9 protein-coding genes are annotated in these 15200 nt (G+C 73.5%); 3 read left to right on the forward strand and 6 right to left on the reverse strand.

Annotation, left to right across the window (positions count from 1 at the left end):
* Positions 1 to 73: 73 nt before the first annotated feature.
* On the reverse strand, positions 74 to 961 hold the full coding sequence (locus O7625_RS27430; protein WP_282342698.1) for a phosphatase PAP2 family protein: 888 nt from the start codon (positions 959 to 961) through the stop codon (positions 74 to 76).
* A 401-nt stretch (positions 962 to 1362) separates the two neighbouring features.
* Between O7625_RS27430 and O7625_RS27435 the strand changes: the two genes are divergently transcribed.
* The gene (locus O7625_RS27435; protein WP_282347105.1) at positions 1363 to 1968 is read left to right on the forward strand and encodes a DUF3159 domain-containing protein; all 606 of its coding nucleotides are present in this window, start codon (positions 1363 to 1365) and stop codon (positions 1966 to 1968) included.
* 372 nt (positions 1969 to 2340) lie between these two features.
* On the opposite strand, the gene O7625_RS27440 is transcribed toward O7625_RS27435, so the two are convergent.
* Positions 2341 to 5238, reverse strand: a complete 2898-nt coding sequence (locus tag O7625_RS27440) for a glycoside hydrolase family 48 protein (RefSeq protein WP_282347107.1) — start codon at positions 5236 to 5238, stop codon at positions 2341 to 2343.
* A gap of 898 nt (positions 5239 to 6136) precedes the next feature.
* On the opposite strand from O7625_RS27440, the gene O7625_RS27445 reads away from it, so the two are divergent.
* A complete protein-coding gene (locus O7625_RS27445; RefSeq protein WP_282342700.1) occupies positions 6137 to 7627 on the forward strand; it encodes a GH1 family beta-glucosidase in 1491 nt (496 codons plus the stop codon).
* A 94-nt stretch (positions 7628 to 7721) separates the two neighbouring features.
* Here the strand turns inward: O7625_RS27445 and O7625_RS27450 are convergent, their stop codons facing one another.
* From O7625_RS27450 to O7625_RS27460, 3 genes are all read right to left on the reverse strand, one after another.
* On the reverse strand, positions 7722 to 8135 hold the full coding sequence (locus O7625_RS27450; RefSeq protein ID WP_197700131.1) for a roadblock/LC7 domain-containing protein: 414 nt from the start codon (positions 8133 to 8135) through the stop codon (positions 7722 to 7724).
* A 5-nt stretch (positions 8136 to 8140) separates the two neighbouring features.
* A complete protein-coding gene (locus O7625_RS27455; protein WP_282342703.1) occupies positions 8141 to 10657 on the reverse strand; it encodes a nitrate- and nitrite sensing domain-containing protein in 2517 nt (838 codons plus the stop codon).
* Positions 10658 to 10727: 70 nt separating this feature from the next.
* Positions 10728 to 12155 (reverse strand): FGGY family carbohydrate kinase, encoded by a 1428-nt coding sequence (locus O7625_RS27460; RefSeq protein WP_282342705.1) that lies wholly within the window; start codon positions 12153 to 12155, stop codon positions 10728 to 10730.
* A 261-nt stretch (positions 12156 to 12416) separates the two neighbouring features.
* Here O7625_RS27460 and O7625_RS27465 point away from each other — a divergent pair, with 261 nt between their 5' ends.
* Positions 12417 to 14336, forward strand: coding sequence for an anthranilate synthase family protein (locus O7625_RS27465; protein WP_282342706.1), 1920 nt, complete (start codon positions 12417 to 12419; stop codon positions 14334 to 14336).
* A gap of 122 nt (positions 14337 to 14458) precedes the next feature.
* Here O7625_RS27465 and wrbA read toward each other — a convergent pair whose 3' ends face one another.
* Positions 14459 to 15079, reverse strand: a complete 621-nt coding sequence (wrbA, locus tag O7625_RS27470) for an NAD(P)H:quinone oxidoreductase (RefSeq protein ID WP_067308244.1) — start codon at positions 15077 to 15079, stop codon at positions 14459 to 14461.
* Positions 15080 to 15200: the final 121 nt, after the last annotated feature.

Raw genomic sequence — 15200 nt, forward strand, 5'->3', positions numbered from 1 at the left:
CGTAAACCTCTTGATCACCGGGGCGGTGGTGGGTGGGTGCGGGGGTGGGGGCGCTGGTGGGGTGGGGGCTGCGTCAGCCCTTCCAGCGGGGAACCAGGCGGTGTACGGAGAGCAGCACCAGTGCGGCCACCACGCCCATGGTGCCGGCGATCCCGGCGGCGCTGCCGGCGTACCCGATGAAGAGGGTGCGACGGGTCAGCTCGTCCACCGGCACCTGCTGCTGGTCGAGCAGGCCGGACAGGGCCAGTCCGCAGCCGAGGACGGCGAGCAGGCCGCCGATGCCGAGCACGCTGGCGGCCACCTTGTGCGCGTCGTCCGGGGCGACCTGCGCCTGCTCGTGCTGGAAGATCAGCAGGAGCAGACCGGCCAGCGCCGCCCACACCCCGACCACCAGGAAGGCGGCGACCGCGTCGCTGGGCCGGTGCCAGCCGGCGGAGAGGGTGGCCACCCCGGCCACGGCCGCGTACGCGACCCCGAGGAACGCGCCGAGCACCCGCACCTTGGCCGGCAGCACCAGGATCAGCGCCAGCGCCACCGAGGCGGCGATGGTGGTGTGTCCACTGGGCAGGCTGTTGCCGACCGCGTCACGCTGCGGGTCGATGCCGAGGGCCGGCCGGTCGATGACGTACTTGAGCACCTGGGTGGTGACGTTCGCCCCGGCGATCAGCAGGGTGGCCGAGATGGCGAGCGCCTTGCGGCCCCGGATCAGGGCGATGAAGAAGATCACCACCATGGCCGCCAGCAGGGAGACCACCGACATGGCGTTGAGGATCCGGTTGACCAGCCCGTCGATGCGGTCCTGGCCGATCCGGTTGCCGGTCAACGCGACCGTGTCGAGCCACTGCCCGGTGCCGGTGTGCACCGCGAACCGCCATACCAGCAGGAAGGCGGCCGTCTGGGCCAACGCCAGTACGACCAACCAGACCGCGGTCCAACCCCTTGCCGTCGCTCGCACCCGCACACCGTAGCGGCAAGCCCGGCCCGTCGCGCGCGGGGTCGCCGATCCGGTACGGATACTTGGCTTCCGGACCACGGGAGGTGACGGTGACCGGCTCACCACAGCACGAACGACCGCCCCGGCAGTCGGCGCGGGAGGGGCCGCCCCGGGACCGACCGGCGCCGGAGGCACCCGCGCGGCCGGTGTCGAAGGACCGGTCCCCCGGCGACACGCCGGCCCCGGACGGGTCAGCCCGGGTACCCGACAGCGCAGCGCGGGAGCCGGGGCCGACGCGCACACCGGACGGTCCAGCGCGGAAGCCGGACGACGCAGGGGCCACGCGGGAGCCGGACGACGCAGGGGCCACGCGGGAGCCGGCGGCACCGCACGGCTCAGCGCCGGAGCCGGTGGAGTCGTTGGCCAGCTTGCTCGGCGGGCGCAGTGGCGCGGTCGACGCGACCCTGCCGCCGGTGGCGTTCACGATCGGCTGGCTGGCGACCGGACGGTCGGTCATCGGCGGGGTGGCCGCGGCCGTGCTGGCCGGCACGGCGGTGGCGCTGTGGCGGTGGCGGCGCGGGGACCGTCCCCGGGCGGTGCTGATCGGACTGCTGGCCGTCTGTCTGGCCGCGGTGGTGGCGCTGCGCACCGGACGGGCCGTCGACTTCTTCGCGGTGCAGCTGCTGTCGAACCTGGCCAGCGCGCTGGCCTGGATGGTCAGCATCGTGGTGCGCCGGCCGCTGCTCGGGATGGTCGTCGGGACCGCCTTGCGGCAGCGGGGCAGGTGGCGGCGGGATCCGGCACTGCTGCGGGCGTACGGGCGGGGCAGTTGGGTGTGGGCGGCCACCTACGTGGTGCGGGTGGCGGTGTTCCTGCCGCTGTGGCTGGGCGGGCAGGTGCTCGCGTTGACCGTGGCCCGGGTCGCGTTGACCTGGCCGCTGGTGGCGGCGGCGCTGACGGTGAGCTGGGTGGTGATCCGCCGCTCGCTGCCGGCCGGTCATCCGGGGCTGCGGCACCCGGTGGAACCCGGCTGAGGTACTGCCGGGGGGCCGGGGGGCCGGGGGGCCGGGGGGCCGGGGGGCCGGGGGGCCGGGGGGCCGGGGGGCCGGGGGGCCGGGGACGTTAACGGAGAGGCCGCCACGGGGGGAGCGGCCTCTCCGATCAACACGGTACTCCGTCATACGGCGTCGCGTTATCCCGCGCGCCCTCTTTTTTCGCGGCTTTCCCGCCGTGGCGGGGTGGGGGATGGTGGGGTGGGTCGACCGATCCGCTGCGTCGGCCAGATGATCGACCCACCCCCGGCCTGACCGTGGGAATCAGGCCGCCCGCCGACCGGGCGTCCGCTCCCCCGGGCCCGGTCGGCCTCCGGGTGGGCGGCGCCGCGCCACCCACCCGGTGGGGTCAACTCAGCCGTTCGGGAAGAGCATCCCGTAGTCCGCGTACGCCATGGCGATGTCGGACTGGGCCCAGAACCGGTGGTAGTTGAACGTCGGCTCGGGGCCGCCCTTGAGGTACGCGTCGACCTTCGGCCAGTCCGGGTCGTTCTTGTAGAACGACCGGATGTCCAGGAAGCTCTTGCCCGCGGCGATGGTGTCGCCGTTGGGCATCTTTCCGGTCCAGCCCGGCGGCACGTAGAGACCCTGGCCGTCGGCGGCGTTGTACACGTCGTCGAACCGCTTGTAGTCGCCGCGCGTCTCGGTGGTCGAGACGCCCTTGCTGTCGCTGGCCGCCGAGAGCGCGTCCAGCAGACCCTTGCCGGTGGTCTTGGCCTGCGTGTTGCCGGACTTGGCCGCGTAGGCGATCAGGGTCCGGGCGAGGGAGCCGGTGACGCCGACGTCCTGGCCCGTGGACATGACCTCGACGTGCAGGCCGGTGTTGGCCGCCGGGCTGCTCGGGTTCCAGTTGGCGGGCTGACCCGTCCACTTCAGCTCCGACGGGACCGACCAGTTGGTGCCCAGCTTGGTGTTGGCGATCGCCCACGGCACCCACTTGTCGAGCAGCGCCTTGGCCTTCGTGTTGCCGGTCTCCAGGTACAGCTCGGCGATACGCTGCATCGACCAGACCTGCATACCGAACCACTGGTTCGACGGCGGGTCGTTGTAGACCGGGTCGACGTCGTAGTACATGCCGTAGAAGGTGGCGGTGCCCGACGGCGGCTGGGCGTAGCTACCGTCCCAGCTGTTGGTGGCGCCACCGGCGATGCCGCCCTCGGCGGACTGGAGCCAGGTGTAGAACTCCAGCTGCCGGTCGAGGCTCTTCTGCCAGTCGCCGACCGCGGTCGGGGACTTCGGCTTGAGCTCGTTCACGTTGGTCATCGCCCAGGCCGCGAACGGGTTCTGGTACCCGAAGTGGCTGTGGCTGGAACCGATCCGCCAGGACCAGCCCGCGCTGGCGTCGTACGCGCCGCCCCAGGCGTAGTACCAGGACAGCAGGTAGTGCGCGGAGTCCTTGCCGGTGCCGGCGGGGCAGGTGCTGGCCCCGACGCAGTTGCCGATCTTCTTGAAGTACTTGTCGTACATCGCGTACCGCAGGTAGTCGCCCATCTTGGCGGCCTTGGCCACGGTGGCCGCGACGTCGGCCTGCTTGCCCTGCGCCTTGGCCCAGGTCAGCGCCCAGTACGCGGCCTGGATGGCGCGGGCGTCGGCGTCCGGGGCGTTGGTGTACTTCCACTGCTTGGCGGGGGCACCCGAGTCCTTGACGAACAGGTCGAGGTAGCCGTACTGGCCGCCGTGCTTGAAGGTGTCGCAGGACGGCTGCGGGATGGTCTCCCAGACCGACTCCTGGGTGCCGCGCTGGAAGGTGTTGATGTACGCCGGCTTGGTGGTGCCGTCGCCGCAGCGGCCGAAGCCGTAGGTGTTGTCGACGTCCATCAGCCAGTGCATGCCGTAGATGTCGCCGGTGCCGTAGGTGGACTGCAGCTCCGAGCGCAGCGGGTCCTGGCCGACCGGGACGCTGGCGTTCAGCGCCGACGGGTACTGGCTGGGCAGGTTGTACTCGGCGGCGTACTGCGGGGTGCCGGCGACGCCAGCGGTGGGCTGGTCGGCGTGCGACGGGATGATGTACTTCTCCATCACCGTCCAGGCGTTGTTGAACGGCGCCCAGTTCTGCGTCACCCGGCCGTAGTAGGCCTCCAGCCACAGCCAGTAGCTGAACGCCTCGGAGGTGGTCTCGTGGCCGTGGTCGGGGGCCTCGACGATCAGCGTCTCGATCGAGTGGTACGGCACGCCCTCGGGGCTGAAGTAGCCCGAGTTCTTGATCTTGCCGTACTGGTCGAGGAACTTCGCGACGTAGGCGTTGTCCCCACCGGGGGTGTCGTTGTCGATCTCGGTGGCGGCGACCGCCAGCGAGGCGAGCCCGGTGCCGGACGCGGTGATGGTGGCGGAGCCACCGGCGGTGTCGGTGTCCTCCGCCGCGGCGACCGTGACGGTGACCCCGGTGTTCCAGTTGCTCGGGGTGAGCGTGACGGTGGCCGGCGAGACCGTGATGTCGGTGTCACCGGTACGGGTGAGGGTGACCGGCACGCTGCTCGTCGGCGCGGCGCTGAGCTTGAGGTTGAAGGTGGTGCTGCCACCCTCGTTGACGCTCACCGAGGACGGGGTGGCGACCAGCACCGGGCCGGTGGCGTTGCCGACGGTGAACGACTTCTCCGCCACGCCGATGCCGTTGGCGTTGTCGTAGGCCTTGGCCTGGACCGTGTAGCTGCCGGCCGGCAGCGAGGTCAGGGTGTACGCGTACGGCGCGGAGGTGTCGGTGTTGACCAGCAGGCCGTTGCGGTAGAACTCGACCTTGCTGATCGTCCCGTCCGGGTCGCTCGCGGTCGCGGTCAGCGGCACGTCGGCCGGCGCGGTGAACGGGCCGGTGGGCACGCCGAGGGAGACCGTCGGCGGCTGGTTGGCCGGGGTGCCGTTGCACGGGGTGCCGTTGAGGGTGAACGACGTCGGCTTCGGGTTGCTGCCCGAGTAGGAGCCGTTGAAGCCGATGGTGGTGGAGGCCCCGGTCCCGATGTTGCCGTTGTAGGACTCGTTGGTGGCGGTGACCTCGCTACCGCTCTGGCTCCACTTGGCCGACCAGCCCTGGGTGACCCGCTGGCTGCTGTTCGGGAAGGTCCACTTGAGCGACCAGCTGCTGAGCGCGTCACCCATGTTCTTGATGGTGACGTTCGCGGTGAAGCCGCTGCCCCAGTCGTTGGTGGCGTAGACCACGTCGCAGGCCGGCGCGGCCTGGGCCGCGCTGGCCGGCAGGCCCACCCCGCCGATGGCGAGTGCGGTGGCGGCGAGCATCGCCGTGCGGCGACGTCTTGCCATGAGTCTCATGTGCGCGGTGTCTCCTCGGACCGGGCCGGGGCTGCGGGCCCCGGCGGAGGCACCTCCACGCGCGGAAACAGGGGTGCGCGGGGGGACGGAGGCGCCGGAATGGTGGTCGGTCCGGCCGGTGGGCCGGGGCAGGGACGGGGTACGGCCACTCGACCGGCCGTGCCGTTCCTTCGGGTGCCGTCCGGGAGACCCGGATGCCCTCGGCGACCCATCACTCGCGCGTGCTTGGCTCCGCTGCGTTGATTCGACAGTGTGCCATGGAAGCGCTCCCACAACAACTACCAGTATCGAAACGCAGGTCGATGTTTCGATCTCGTTTAGGGGCTTTCACAAAGCCGTGACGGGCGTTACAGTCGCAGCATCGCCGATGGGAGCGCTTCCATCGACGGAGATGCAACAAATGAAGGTCGAACCGTGGTCGCCCGACCACGGGGTTCAGCCCGAACGGCTGACGACGGGCCAGCCCGGACACCGTCGCCAGCCGACATCCCACCACCACGGAGGGAGGTGGAACCAGAGCCACTCGCGTGGCCCGGCTCCCGCGCGACACGCACTGTCGGACGCCAATTCGAGCGTGCGTGTGTGCAACACAGGTGGGGACGGGGGTTGCCCTCCCCCGTCCCCACACTAAACCCCCGTACTCGACAGGAAAAGAGGCCGACGGGTCAGGCGTACACGCCACCCGGCCGGCCTCGATCGCTATCTGCCCTCGGCAGTGGGGCCGACCGTCCCTCGACGGCGCCCGTCACACCCCCGCTTCCCCATCCCGGCCGCCCACGCGCGGCCCTCTAGGCTGGCGACCCGCCCCCGAGGCGGCCGGGCCGCCGCACGCCCGCGCTGGGAGCGCTCCCGGCCGTCGGGGTGGCCCGCACCCTGAGGAGAAACATCCATGTCGATACTCACCCGACGGCGCCTGCTGCGCCGCGCCGCGCTCTCCGCCACCGCCACCGCCGGCGCCGGGCTCCCCGCCGTCGGCGCCGCCGGCGTGGCCGCGGCCAGCGGCGCCCTCGCCGGCTGCGACGCGCCGAAGGGTGGCGAACCGACCGCCGACCCCAGCGGGGAGCGGCTGCGCTTCCCGTCCGGCTTCGGCTGGGGCGCCGCCACCTCGGCCTACCAGATCGAGGGTGCCGCCAAGGAGGACGGCCGGGGCGAATCGGTCTGGGACACCTTCAGCCACACCCCCGGCCGCACCCGCAACGGCGACACCGGTGACGTGGCCGCCGACCACTACCACCGCTGGGCCGACGACCTGGACCTGATGCGCGACCTCGGGCTGCGCAGCTACCGGTTCTCCGTCTCCTGGCCGCGGATCCAGGCCGACGGCACCGGCAAGCCCAACCAGCGTGGGCTCGACTTCTACAAGCGGCTCGTCGACGGGCTGCACGAACGCGGCATCACCCCGATGGTCACCCTCTTCCACTGGGACCTGCCGCAGGCGTTGCAGGACCACGGCGGCTGGGAGAACCGGGACACCGCCCACCGGTTCGCCGACTACGCCGACGCCGTCTTCCGGGGCCTCGGCGACCAGGTGCCGGTGTGGCTGACCATCAACGAGCCGAAGACCGTGGTGCAGAACGGCTACCTCTGGGGCCACCACGCCCCGGGCCGGCAGGACGCCGACGCCGCGTACCTGGTCGCCCACCACCTCCAGCTCGCCCACGGCCTCGCCGTCCGCGCGCTGCGCGCCACCGGCCTGGACGCCCGGATCGGCCCGGCACTCAACCTGCACCCGTGCTACCCGGCCGACGACAGCACCGCCGCCGCCGCCGCGGCCACCCTGCACGACGGGTACGAGAACCGCCTCTACCTGGACTCCATCCTCACCGGTGCCTACCCGGCCGACGTGCTCGCCGACCTCGGCCCGGACAGCCGGATGGTCCGCGCCGTCCGTGACGGTGACCTGGCCGTCATCGGCAGCCCGGTGGACCTGCTCGCCGTGCAGTACTACACCCCGATCTACCTGAACGGCGCCGGCGACACCGTCACCCGCTGGCCCACCAGCGAGGCGGACTGGCAGCAGATCTACCCGCAGGGCATGTACGACATCCTGACCCGGGTCACCCGCGACTACGGGCCGGTCCCGATCACCATCACCGAGAACGGCCTGCCCTGCCCGGACACCCTCGGCGCGGACGGCACGGTCGACGACGCCGGCCGGATCGCCTTCCTCCGCGACCACCTGACCGCCGTCCACCGGGCCGTCGCCGACGGCGTACCGCTGGAGAGCTACCACGTCTGGTCGCTGCTCGACAACTTCGAGTGGGCCGAAGGGTACGACCAGCGGTGGGGACTGGTCTACGTGGACTATCCCACCCAGCGGCGGGTCCTCAAGCGCAGCGCCCACTGGTACCGCCAGGTGATCCGGGACAACGGCCTGTAGCGTCGACCGCCGGCACCCGACGGACACCACCGGCACGGCCGGACCGCGTGGGGGCGGTCCGGCCCGGCACCCCGGCACCCCGGACCGCGCCCGCTCAGCGGGGCAGTGCCTGCTGGAGCTCCGCCCGCAGCGCCGGGGTCAGCATCTCCCCGGCCTGCTTGGCCAGCCGGGCCATCTCGTAGCCCACCACGCCGATGTCCGCCTCCGCGCCGGCCAGGGTGGCCAGGATGGAACCGTCGCGGATCTGCATGACCAGGAAGTAACCCCGGCCCATCTCCACCACCGTCTGCTTGACGACGTCCCCGTCGAACATCTGGGCCGCGCCCGCCGTGATGCTCATCAGCCCCGACGTCACCGCCGCCAGCTTGTCCGCGTGGTCCCGGGGCAGCTGCGCCGAGAGCGCCACCAGCAGACCGTCCGAGGACACCACCACCGCGTGCGCGACCCCGGGCACCCGCTCCGCGAACGCGTTGACCAACCAGCTCAGGTCGCGCGCCTGCTGGCTCAGTGTCATCACTGTCGTCCTCCTTCGCCCCGCACACCCGGCGGCAACGTCAACTCGGTGGTCTCCTCGGCCTCGGCCCGACGCACGCCGCTGTACAGCCGCGACAGCATCCCGCCCACCGCCTCCGGATCCGGGTCCTGGCGAACCCGCGTCGGCTGCGGACGGGCCGGCTCGGTCACCGTGGTCAGCTGGGCCATCGGCACCCGCACCGGCAGGCCCCGCTCGTTGGTCCCCCCGGTCACCGGGACGACCGGCGGCGCGGGCAGGCTCTCCCCCAGCGACACCGGCGACGACGACACCGGACCCTGCCGGGACCACCAGCCGCCACCGGCGTCGACCGGGGTCGGGACGGACGGTGTCAACACGTCCACGGCCCGCAACGGCGTCCCGGACGAGCGGTCCGGACGGCGGCCCGCCACCGGCAGCTCGGCCGGTCGGGTCGGACCCGGCCACCGGGGCGGCCCGCTGACGACGGTGCTGGTGAGCGCCCGCGGCGCGGGCGACGCGTCCACCTCCGGTGCGGGCGGTGCGGACAGCAGGCCCGCCGGCAGCACGATCCGGGCCACCAGCCCCTGCCCCGCGGCGGCCAGCCGCACCCCGACACCGTGCCGGGCGGCCAGGTGACTGACCACGAAGTGGCCCATCCGCTCCACGGCGGCCACGTCCGCCGCCGGTGGCGCCGCCAGCACGGCGTTGGCCTGCTCCAGGGCCGTCGGACTCATGCCGAGACCGGCGTCGGCGATCTCCACCACCGCCCCGCCGTCCTCGGCCCGCGCGGTCACCCGGACCGGGGTGTCCGGCCGGGAGAAGGCGGTGGCGTTCTCCAGCAGCTCCGCCATCAGGTGCACCAGCTCACCGACGGCGTGCCCGACCACGTACAGGTCGGCCACCGCCTCGTGCCGGACCCGCTGGTACTGCTCGATCTCCGCGCTGGCCGCGAGCAGCACCGCCCCCAACCGCACCGGCCGGTTCCACCGCCGGGTCGACTCGGTGCCGGCGAGCACCAGCAGGCTCTCGTCGTTACGGCGCATCCGGGCGGCCAGGTGGTCCAACTTGAACAGGTTCTCCAACTGGTCCGGGTCGGCCTCCTCCCGCTCCAGCTCGTCCAACAGCTCCAGTTGCCGTTCCACCAGCACCTGGCTGCGGCGGGCCAGGTTCACGAACATCGCGTTCACGGTGCGCCGGGTCTCCGCCTGCTCCACCGCCACGCTGACCGCGCTGCGGTGCACCGCCACGAACGCCTCGGCCAGCTCGCCGATCTCGTCCAGCGACCGGACCACCGCGGGCGGCACCTCGATCTTCGGCACCCCGCCGTCGACCGAGCGGAGCCGGTCCAGGGCGTGCGGCAGCTCCACCTGGGCGATCCGCAGGGCCTGGTCGCGCAGCCGCTGCATCGAGTTCGCGATAGACCGGCCGACCAGCACCGCCAGCAGCACCGCCAGGCCGAGCACCAGCACGATGCCGCCGAGCACCAGCAGGGTGGTGCGCAACTGGGCGGCACTGACCCCGTCGGCCCGCGCCACCGCGTCGTCGAGCACCCGGGTCTCCACCTGCCGCAGCAGCTTCTGCCGCTGCTCGCTGACCGTCCACCACTGGTTCGCCGGCAGCACCGGAGGCAGAGCGGTGCCGCCGGTGGTGATGCTCTTCTCCTCCAGCCGGGTCGCGTCGACGAACGCCGTCTCGCGGGACGTCCGGTCGTACGCCTGGATCTGGCCGGTGCTCGCGGCGACCCGGAACGCGCCCAGCGCGGCGAGCTGCTGGACCCGCAGATCACTGAGGCTGACCTGGTCCTCCAGGCCGTACCGGCCGGCGCGGGCGGCGGCGTAGAGCTGGCCCCGGATCCGCGACGACAGCTCCTTGACCCGGGCGAGCTGCACGTAGCGCAGCACCGCCTCGGTCAGCTCCGGACGGTCCGGCCCCGGGCTCGGCTCGGCCAGCAGACCGAGCAGCGACTCCACCGCCCGGTGGTAGTTGCCGAGGATGGTGTCGTTGCTCAACACCGCCGGCGGCACCGCCGTCCGGATCCGGACCACCTGGTCGTACGCCTCCAGCGCCTCGGCGTAGGCGACCTGCCAGGCGGCGTCGGAGTCGGCCAGCGGCCCGGCCGCCGTGCGCAGGTCGTCGAAGGCGGTGTCGGTGGCCGCGTGCAGGGGCCGCAGCGCGAGCGTCGCCGCGTCCCGGTCGGCGGCGTTGCCGGCGCGGCGCAACGCGGCCAGCTCACCGGCGGTCCGGTCCCGCTCCTGCTGGAGCCGGTCCACCGCCGCGGTAATCTGCCGTCCGATGCCGACCTGCCGGGCGAAGTCGTTCAGCGCGGTGGTCCGCCCGACCAGCCCGCCGGCCTGCACCCCGGCCAGCACCAGGAATGCCACCGACGGGATGACCAGGACGGTGGCGAGCTTGGTACGCATCCGCCAGTCCCGCAGCCGCAGCGGCGAGCGCCGCCGGTGCGGCACGACCCGCTCGTCGAACCGGTTCCGACCCGGCGGCGACGGGGCGCTCGGTGTCGGGTCGGGACCTGCGTCCACGTCTCGCCTCCTCGGCCCCCGTCCCCACGACGGGGGGGCCGGGTCCATCCAACCAGGCCCCGGAGCTGTGTCAACGGGTCGACGGGGCATCCGACCGGGCGGACGTGCCGGACCCGACGGCCGAGGTCGGTGAGGGGTCCTCCTCCGTACGGCCGGTGCCGCCGAGCCGCTCCGCCTCGGGTACCCGGCCCAGCGCGACCAGCGCGGCACCGGTGGCCCCGATCTCCCGCTCGGCCCGGTGCCGGACCCGGCGCGGCGCGAGGGCGGCGGCGAACGCGGTACGCCACCACGCCGAGGCGGTCACCGCTCCCCCGCCCAGCACCACCTCGACCGGGGCGTCGACACCGGACTCCAGCACGGCCAGGTCGTCGGCGACCATCCGGCACAGTCCGGCCATCAGGCCGGCGAGGATGTCCACCGGGCCGGTGGAGAAGCTGAGCCCCCGCAGCTCGCCGGAGCCGGCCGGGGCCGACCCGGGCGGCCGGTCCCCGCCCAGCCGCGGGTTCGCCCCGAGCACCCCGTCCGGGGCCAGCCGGTCCAGGGCCGCGTCCAGCTCGGACCCCTCGGGCAACCGCAGCGTCCGGTTGGCCCAGGCGAACAGGTTCCCCCCGGACGAGTACGCCGCGCCGGTCACCACGTACTCGTGGTCCACCCGGTAGCGCCACAGCGTACCGGGCAGCGGCGGCAGCGCCGTCCCGGCGGGAACCCGCTGGACCAGCCGTACCGCGGCCGACGTGCCGACGGTGACCGCCGCCCGGCGGGGGTCCACGCACCCCGAGCCGACGTTGGAGGCGGCCCCGTCCCCGACCGGGGCGGTCCACTCCGCCCCGGCGAGCTGCGGCCAGCGTCGGGCGAACCCGGTGCGCAGCCGGCCGCGCCAGTCCATCGGGGCCAGTTCGGGCAGCTCGCCCGGCCGTGCCCCGGCCAACGCGACCGCCTCGGCGTCCCAGTCCAACCGGCGCAGATCGAGCAGGCCGGTGCCGGAGGCCATCGACACCGACATGGGCGCGCTGTCGAGCAGCTGGCCGAGGACGTACTCGACCAGGCCGGCGAACCGGGCCACCCCGGCCGTCCGGTCCCGCAGCCAGGGCAGCCGCACCGACCAGTAGCAGCGGTGCCACCACGCCCCGGTACGACCGTGGAGGTCCGCCGGGTCGGCCGGGCCACGCAACCCGTCCGGTGCGGTGGGCCGGGTGTCCAACCAGGTCAGTACCGGGCCGAGCGGGTCGCCGGCCCGGTCCAGCGGCACCACCGAGTGCCACTGTGCACAGGTCGCCACCAGGCGGACGTCGCGCAGGTGACCGGCGGCGGCCAGCTCGTCCAGGCACTCGGTCAGCCCGGCGAGGTAGGCGGCGGCGTCCAGGGTGCCGGCCCCGTCCTCGGCCACGGTCAGGTGCACCTTGCGACGGGCCAACGCTCCCGGCAGCGGATCGGCGTCGGCGTCGAGCACGAGTCCGCGAACCGAGGAGGTGCCCAGGTCGAGAGCGAGAATGTTCATCGCGGGTCACGGTACCCGGCGGTCGGTCCGACGACGGCCCGATCGACCACCGGCGGGGGAAGCCTCTTCCCCATCGCCCGCCCGCCGCCTAGGGTGTGGCTATGCCCGCGCACCCGAACTGCTGGTGGCCCGCCGACCCGGCGGCCATCCCCCGCGCGTAGCTGACACCCACGCGGCCGCCCCACGAGGCGGCCGACGGTTCTCTCCCCGGCACCCGGGGCCGCCCGACGACGAGGCGGCCCAGCTCCGGAGGAGAACCCGATGAACACCCTGCACGACCTGCTCGCCGCCGTCGCCGACGGCGGTGATCCCGGCCCGTTCGCCCTGGTCCGCCGCGAGGGCGTCGACCACGTGGACCTGTTCACCGGCCCGGTGGGGGTGGCCGAACGACTCGCCGACCTGCCGCTGCCCGGGGGCGGCCCCGGCCCCCGGACGCTGGCGTTGGTGCCGTACCGGCAGATCGCGGAGCGGGGTTTCGCCTGCGTGGACGACGGCGTCCCGCTGGAGTACCTGACCGTCACCGGGCATGCCGAGCTGCCGCTGGCCGACCTGCTCGCCGCCCTGCCGACCGGGCCGGTGGTGACCGACGACGCGGCGTTCGACGTCGACGACGACGAGTACGCCCGGATCGTCGAGCGGGTGCTGACCGGGGAGATCGGTCGGGGCGAGGGGGCCAACTTCGTCATCCACCGCACCCTGCACGCCACGGTACGGGGTGCCCCGTTGGGTGCCGCGCTGGCGGCGCTGGGCCGCCTGCTGCGCGACGAGCGGGGTGCGTACTGGACGTTCCTGGTGCACACCGGCACCCGGATCCTGGTCGGCGCGAGCCCGGAACGGCACGTTAGCGTCGACGACGGGCTGGTGATGATGAACCCGATCAGCGGCACGTTCCGCCACTGCGGGACAGCCGCCGACCGGGACGGGCTGCTGCGGTTCCTGCACGACCCGAAGGAGGTCGAGGAGCTGTACATGGTCCTCGACGAGGAGCTGAAGATGATGGCCGGGGTCGCCGAGCAGGGCGGGCAGGTGGTCGGGCCGTACCTCAAGGAGATGGCGCACCTGGCGCACACCGAGTACCTGCTGGCCGGCCGGGGCACCCGTGACGTCCGGGAGGTGCTGCGGGAGACGATGTTCGCCCCGACGGTGACCGGTAGCCCGATGCAGAACGCCTGCCGGGTGATCGCCCGGCACGAACGGACCGGCCGGCGCTACTACTCCGGGGTGCTGGCGCTGCTGGGCCGCGACGCCGAGGGCCGGCAGACGGTGGACGCGCCGATCCTGATCCGCACCGCCGAGATCTCCCCCACCGGGCGGCTGCGGGTGTCCGTCGGGGCGACCCTGGTCCGGCACTCCACCGCCGCCGGTGAGGTCGCCGAGACGCACGCCAAGGCCGCCGGGGTGCTGGCCGCGCTGGGGCTGGGTCCGCAGGCGGCCGGCGCCGGCCCGTACCCGCCGGTGCGCTGGGCCGACGATCCCGAGGTACGGGCGGTGCTCGCCGCCCGCAACGCCCCGCTGGCCCGGTTCTGGCTGGACCAGCGGCCCCCCGGCGCGGCGGTGCTACCCGGGGCGGTCGGCCGGCGGGCGCTGGTGGTCGACGGGGAGGACACCTTCACCGGCATGCTGGCCCACCAGCTGCGCGCCCTGGGCCTGGCGGTGGACGTCCGCCCGTGGCACGCCAACGGCGACGACGACGGATACGACCTGGTGGTGGTCGGTCCGGGGCCGGGCGACCCGGGTGCCCTCGACGAGCCGAAGATGGCCGCGCTGCGCGGGGTGCTGGCCGGCCGGCTCGACGCGGGCCGGCCCACCCTGGCGGTGTGCCTGGGGCACCAGCTGCTCAGCGGGCTACTCGGGTTGGTGCTGCACCGCCGCACCGCGCCCTACCAGGGGCTGCAACGGCAGGTGTCGCTGTTCGGGGTGCCGCGCCTGGTGGGCTTCTACTCGACGTTCACCGCCCGGTCGGCCACCGACCGGATCGGTTCGCCGTACGGGCCGGTGGAGCTGGCCCGCGATCCCCGGGACGGGTCGGTGCACGCGCTGCGCGGGGCGACCTTCGCCGGGGTGCAGTTCCACCCGGAGTCGGTGCTCAGCCGGGACGGCATGGCGGTCCTGGCGGAGCTGCTGGGCCAACTGCTGGCCCGGCCGGCGCTGACGGCGCACGGTGACGCCGAGCACGGCTGACCCGGCGGTACCCGGTGTGCCGGGCGGGGAGCAGGTCTCCGCCCGGCGCACCGGTCACCCGGCCGACCCGACCCGGCGGGGCCGGGTGCACGGCTTCAGCCGGCGGGGCCGGGTGCACGGCTTCAGCCGGCGGCGAGGCCGCGCTTGACGCCGGCCCCGATGCGTACCGCACGCTTGGCGGTCAGCGCGGTCGCGGCGAGCGCCACGTGGTCCGGGGCGATCTCCCCGTTGTTGCTGGTGTGCGACGCGCCGTACGGGTTGCCGGCGACGAACTGGCTCGGGTCGGTGTAGCCGGGGGTGACCACCACACCACCCCAGTGGTAGAAGATCGTGAACAGCGACAGCAGGGTCGACTCCTGGCCCCCGTGCGAGGTGGCGGTGGAGGTGAAGGCGCTGTAGACCTTGTCCGCCAGGGCGCCGTTGGCCCAGAGCGGGCCGGTGGTGTCGATGAACTGCTTGAGCTGGGCGGCGATCATGCCGTACCGGGTGGGCGAACCGAAGATCACCACGTCGGCCCAGGCCAGGTCGTCGATCTCGGCCTCCATCACGTCCTGGGTCTCCAGCCGGTGGGCCTGCCAGCCCGCGTTGGAGCGGATCGCCTCGTCCGGCGCCAGCTCGCGCACCTTGCGCAGCCGTACCTCGGCTCCCGCCTCCCCGGCGGCCTCGCAGGCCGCCTGCGCCATCTGGTAGGTGATGCCGGTGGCGCTGTAGTAGATCACCGCTACCTTGACCTGGCCGTCCATCGTCTGTGTCCTCCTCGGTTCGGGTCAGCTCCGGCGACTACCCGGTGCTTGCCGGCTCAAACGTCGCGCCCCGGGACGATCCGGGCAGGTCCCGGGCCTCGGCCGTCCCTCTGCCGGGAAA

This window comes from Micromonospora sp. WMMD714, assembly GCF_029581315.1.
GTDB lineage: Bacteria > Actinomycetota > Actinomycetes > Mycobacteriales > Micromonosporaceae > Micromonospora > Micromonospora rifamycinica.

Excerpts from the sequence above, each read along its gene's own strand:
- O7625_RS27440 (WP_282347107.1), bottom strand. The coding sequence starts at position 5,238 with ATGGCAAGACGTCGCCGCACGGCGATGCTCGCCGCCACCGCACTCGCC.
- O7625_RS27445 (WP_282342700.1), top strand. The coding sequence starts at position 6,137 with ATGTCGATACTCACCCGACGGCGCCTGCTGCGCCGCGCCGCGCTCTCC.
- O7625_RS27460 (WP_282342705.1), bottom strand. The coding sequence starts at position 12,155 with ATGAACATTCTCGCTCTCGACCTGGGCACCTCCTCGGTTCGCGGACTC.
- O7625_RS27465 (WP_282342706.1), top strand. The coding sequence starts at position 12,417 with ATGAACACCCTGCACGACCTGCTCGCCGCCGTCGCCGACGGCGGTGAT.
- wrbA (WP_067308244.1), bottom strand. The coding sequence starts at position 15,079 with ATGGACGGCCAGGTCAAGGTAGCGGTGATCTACTACAGCGCCACCGGC.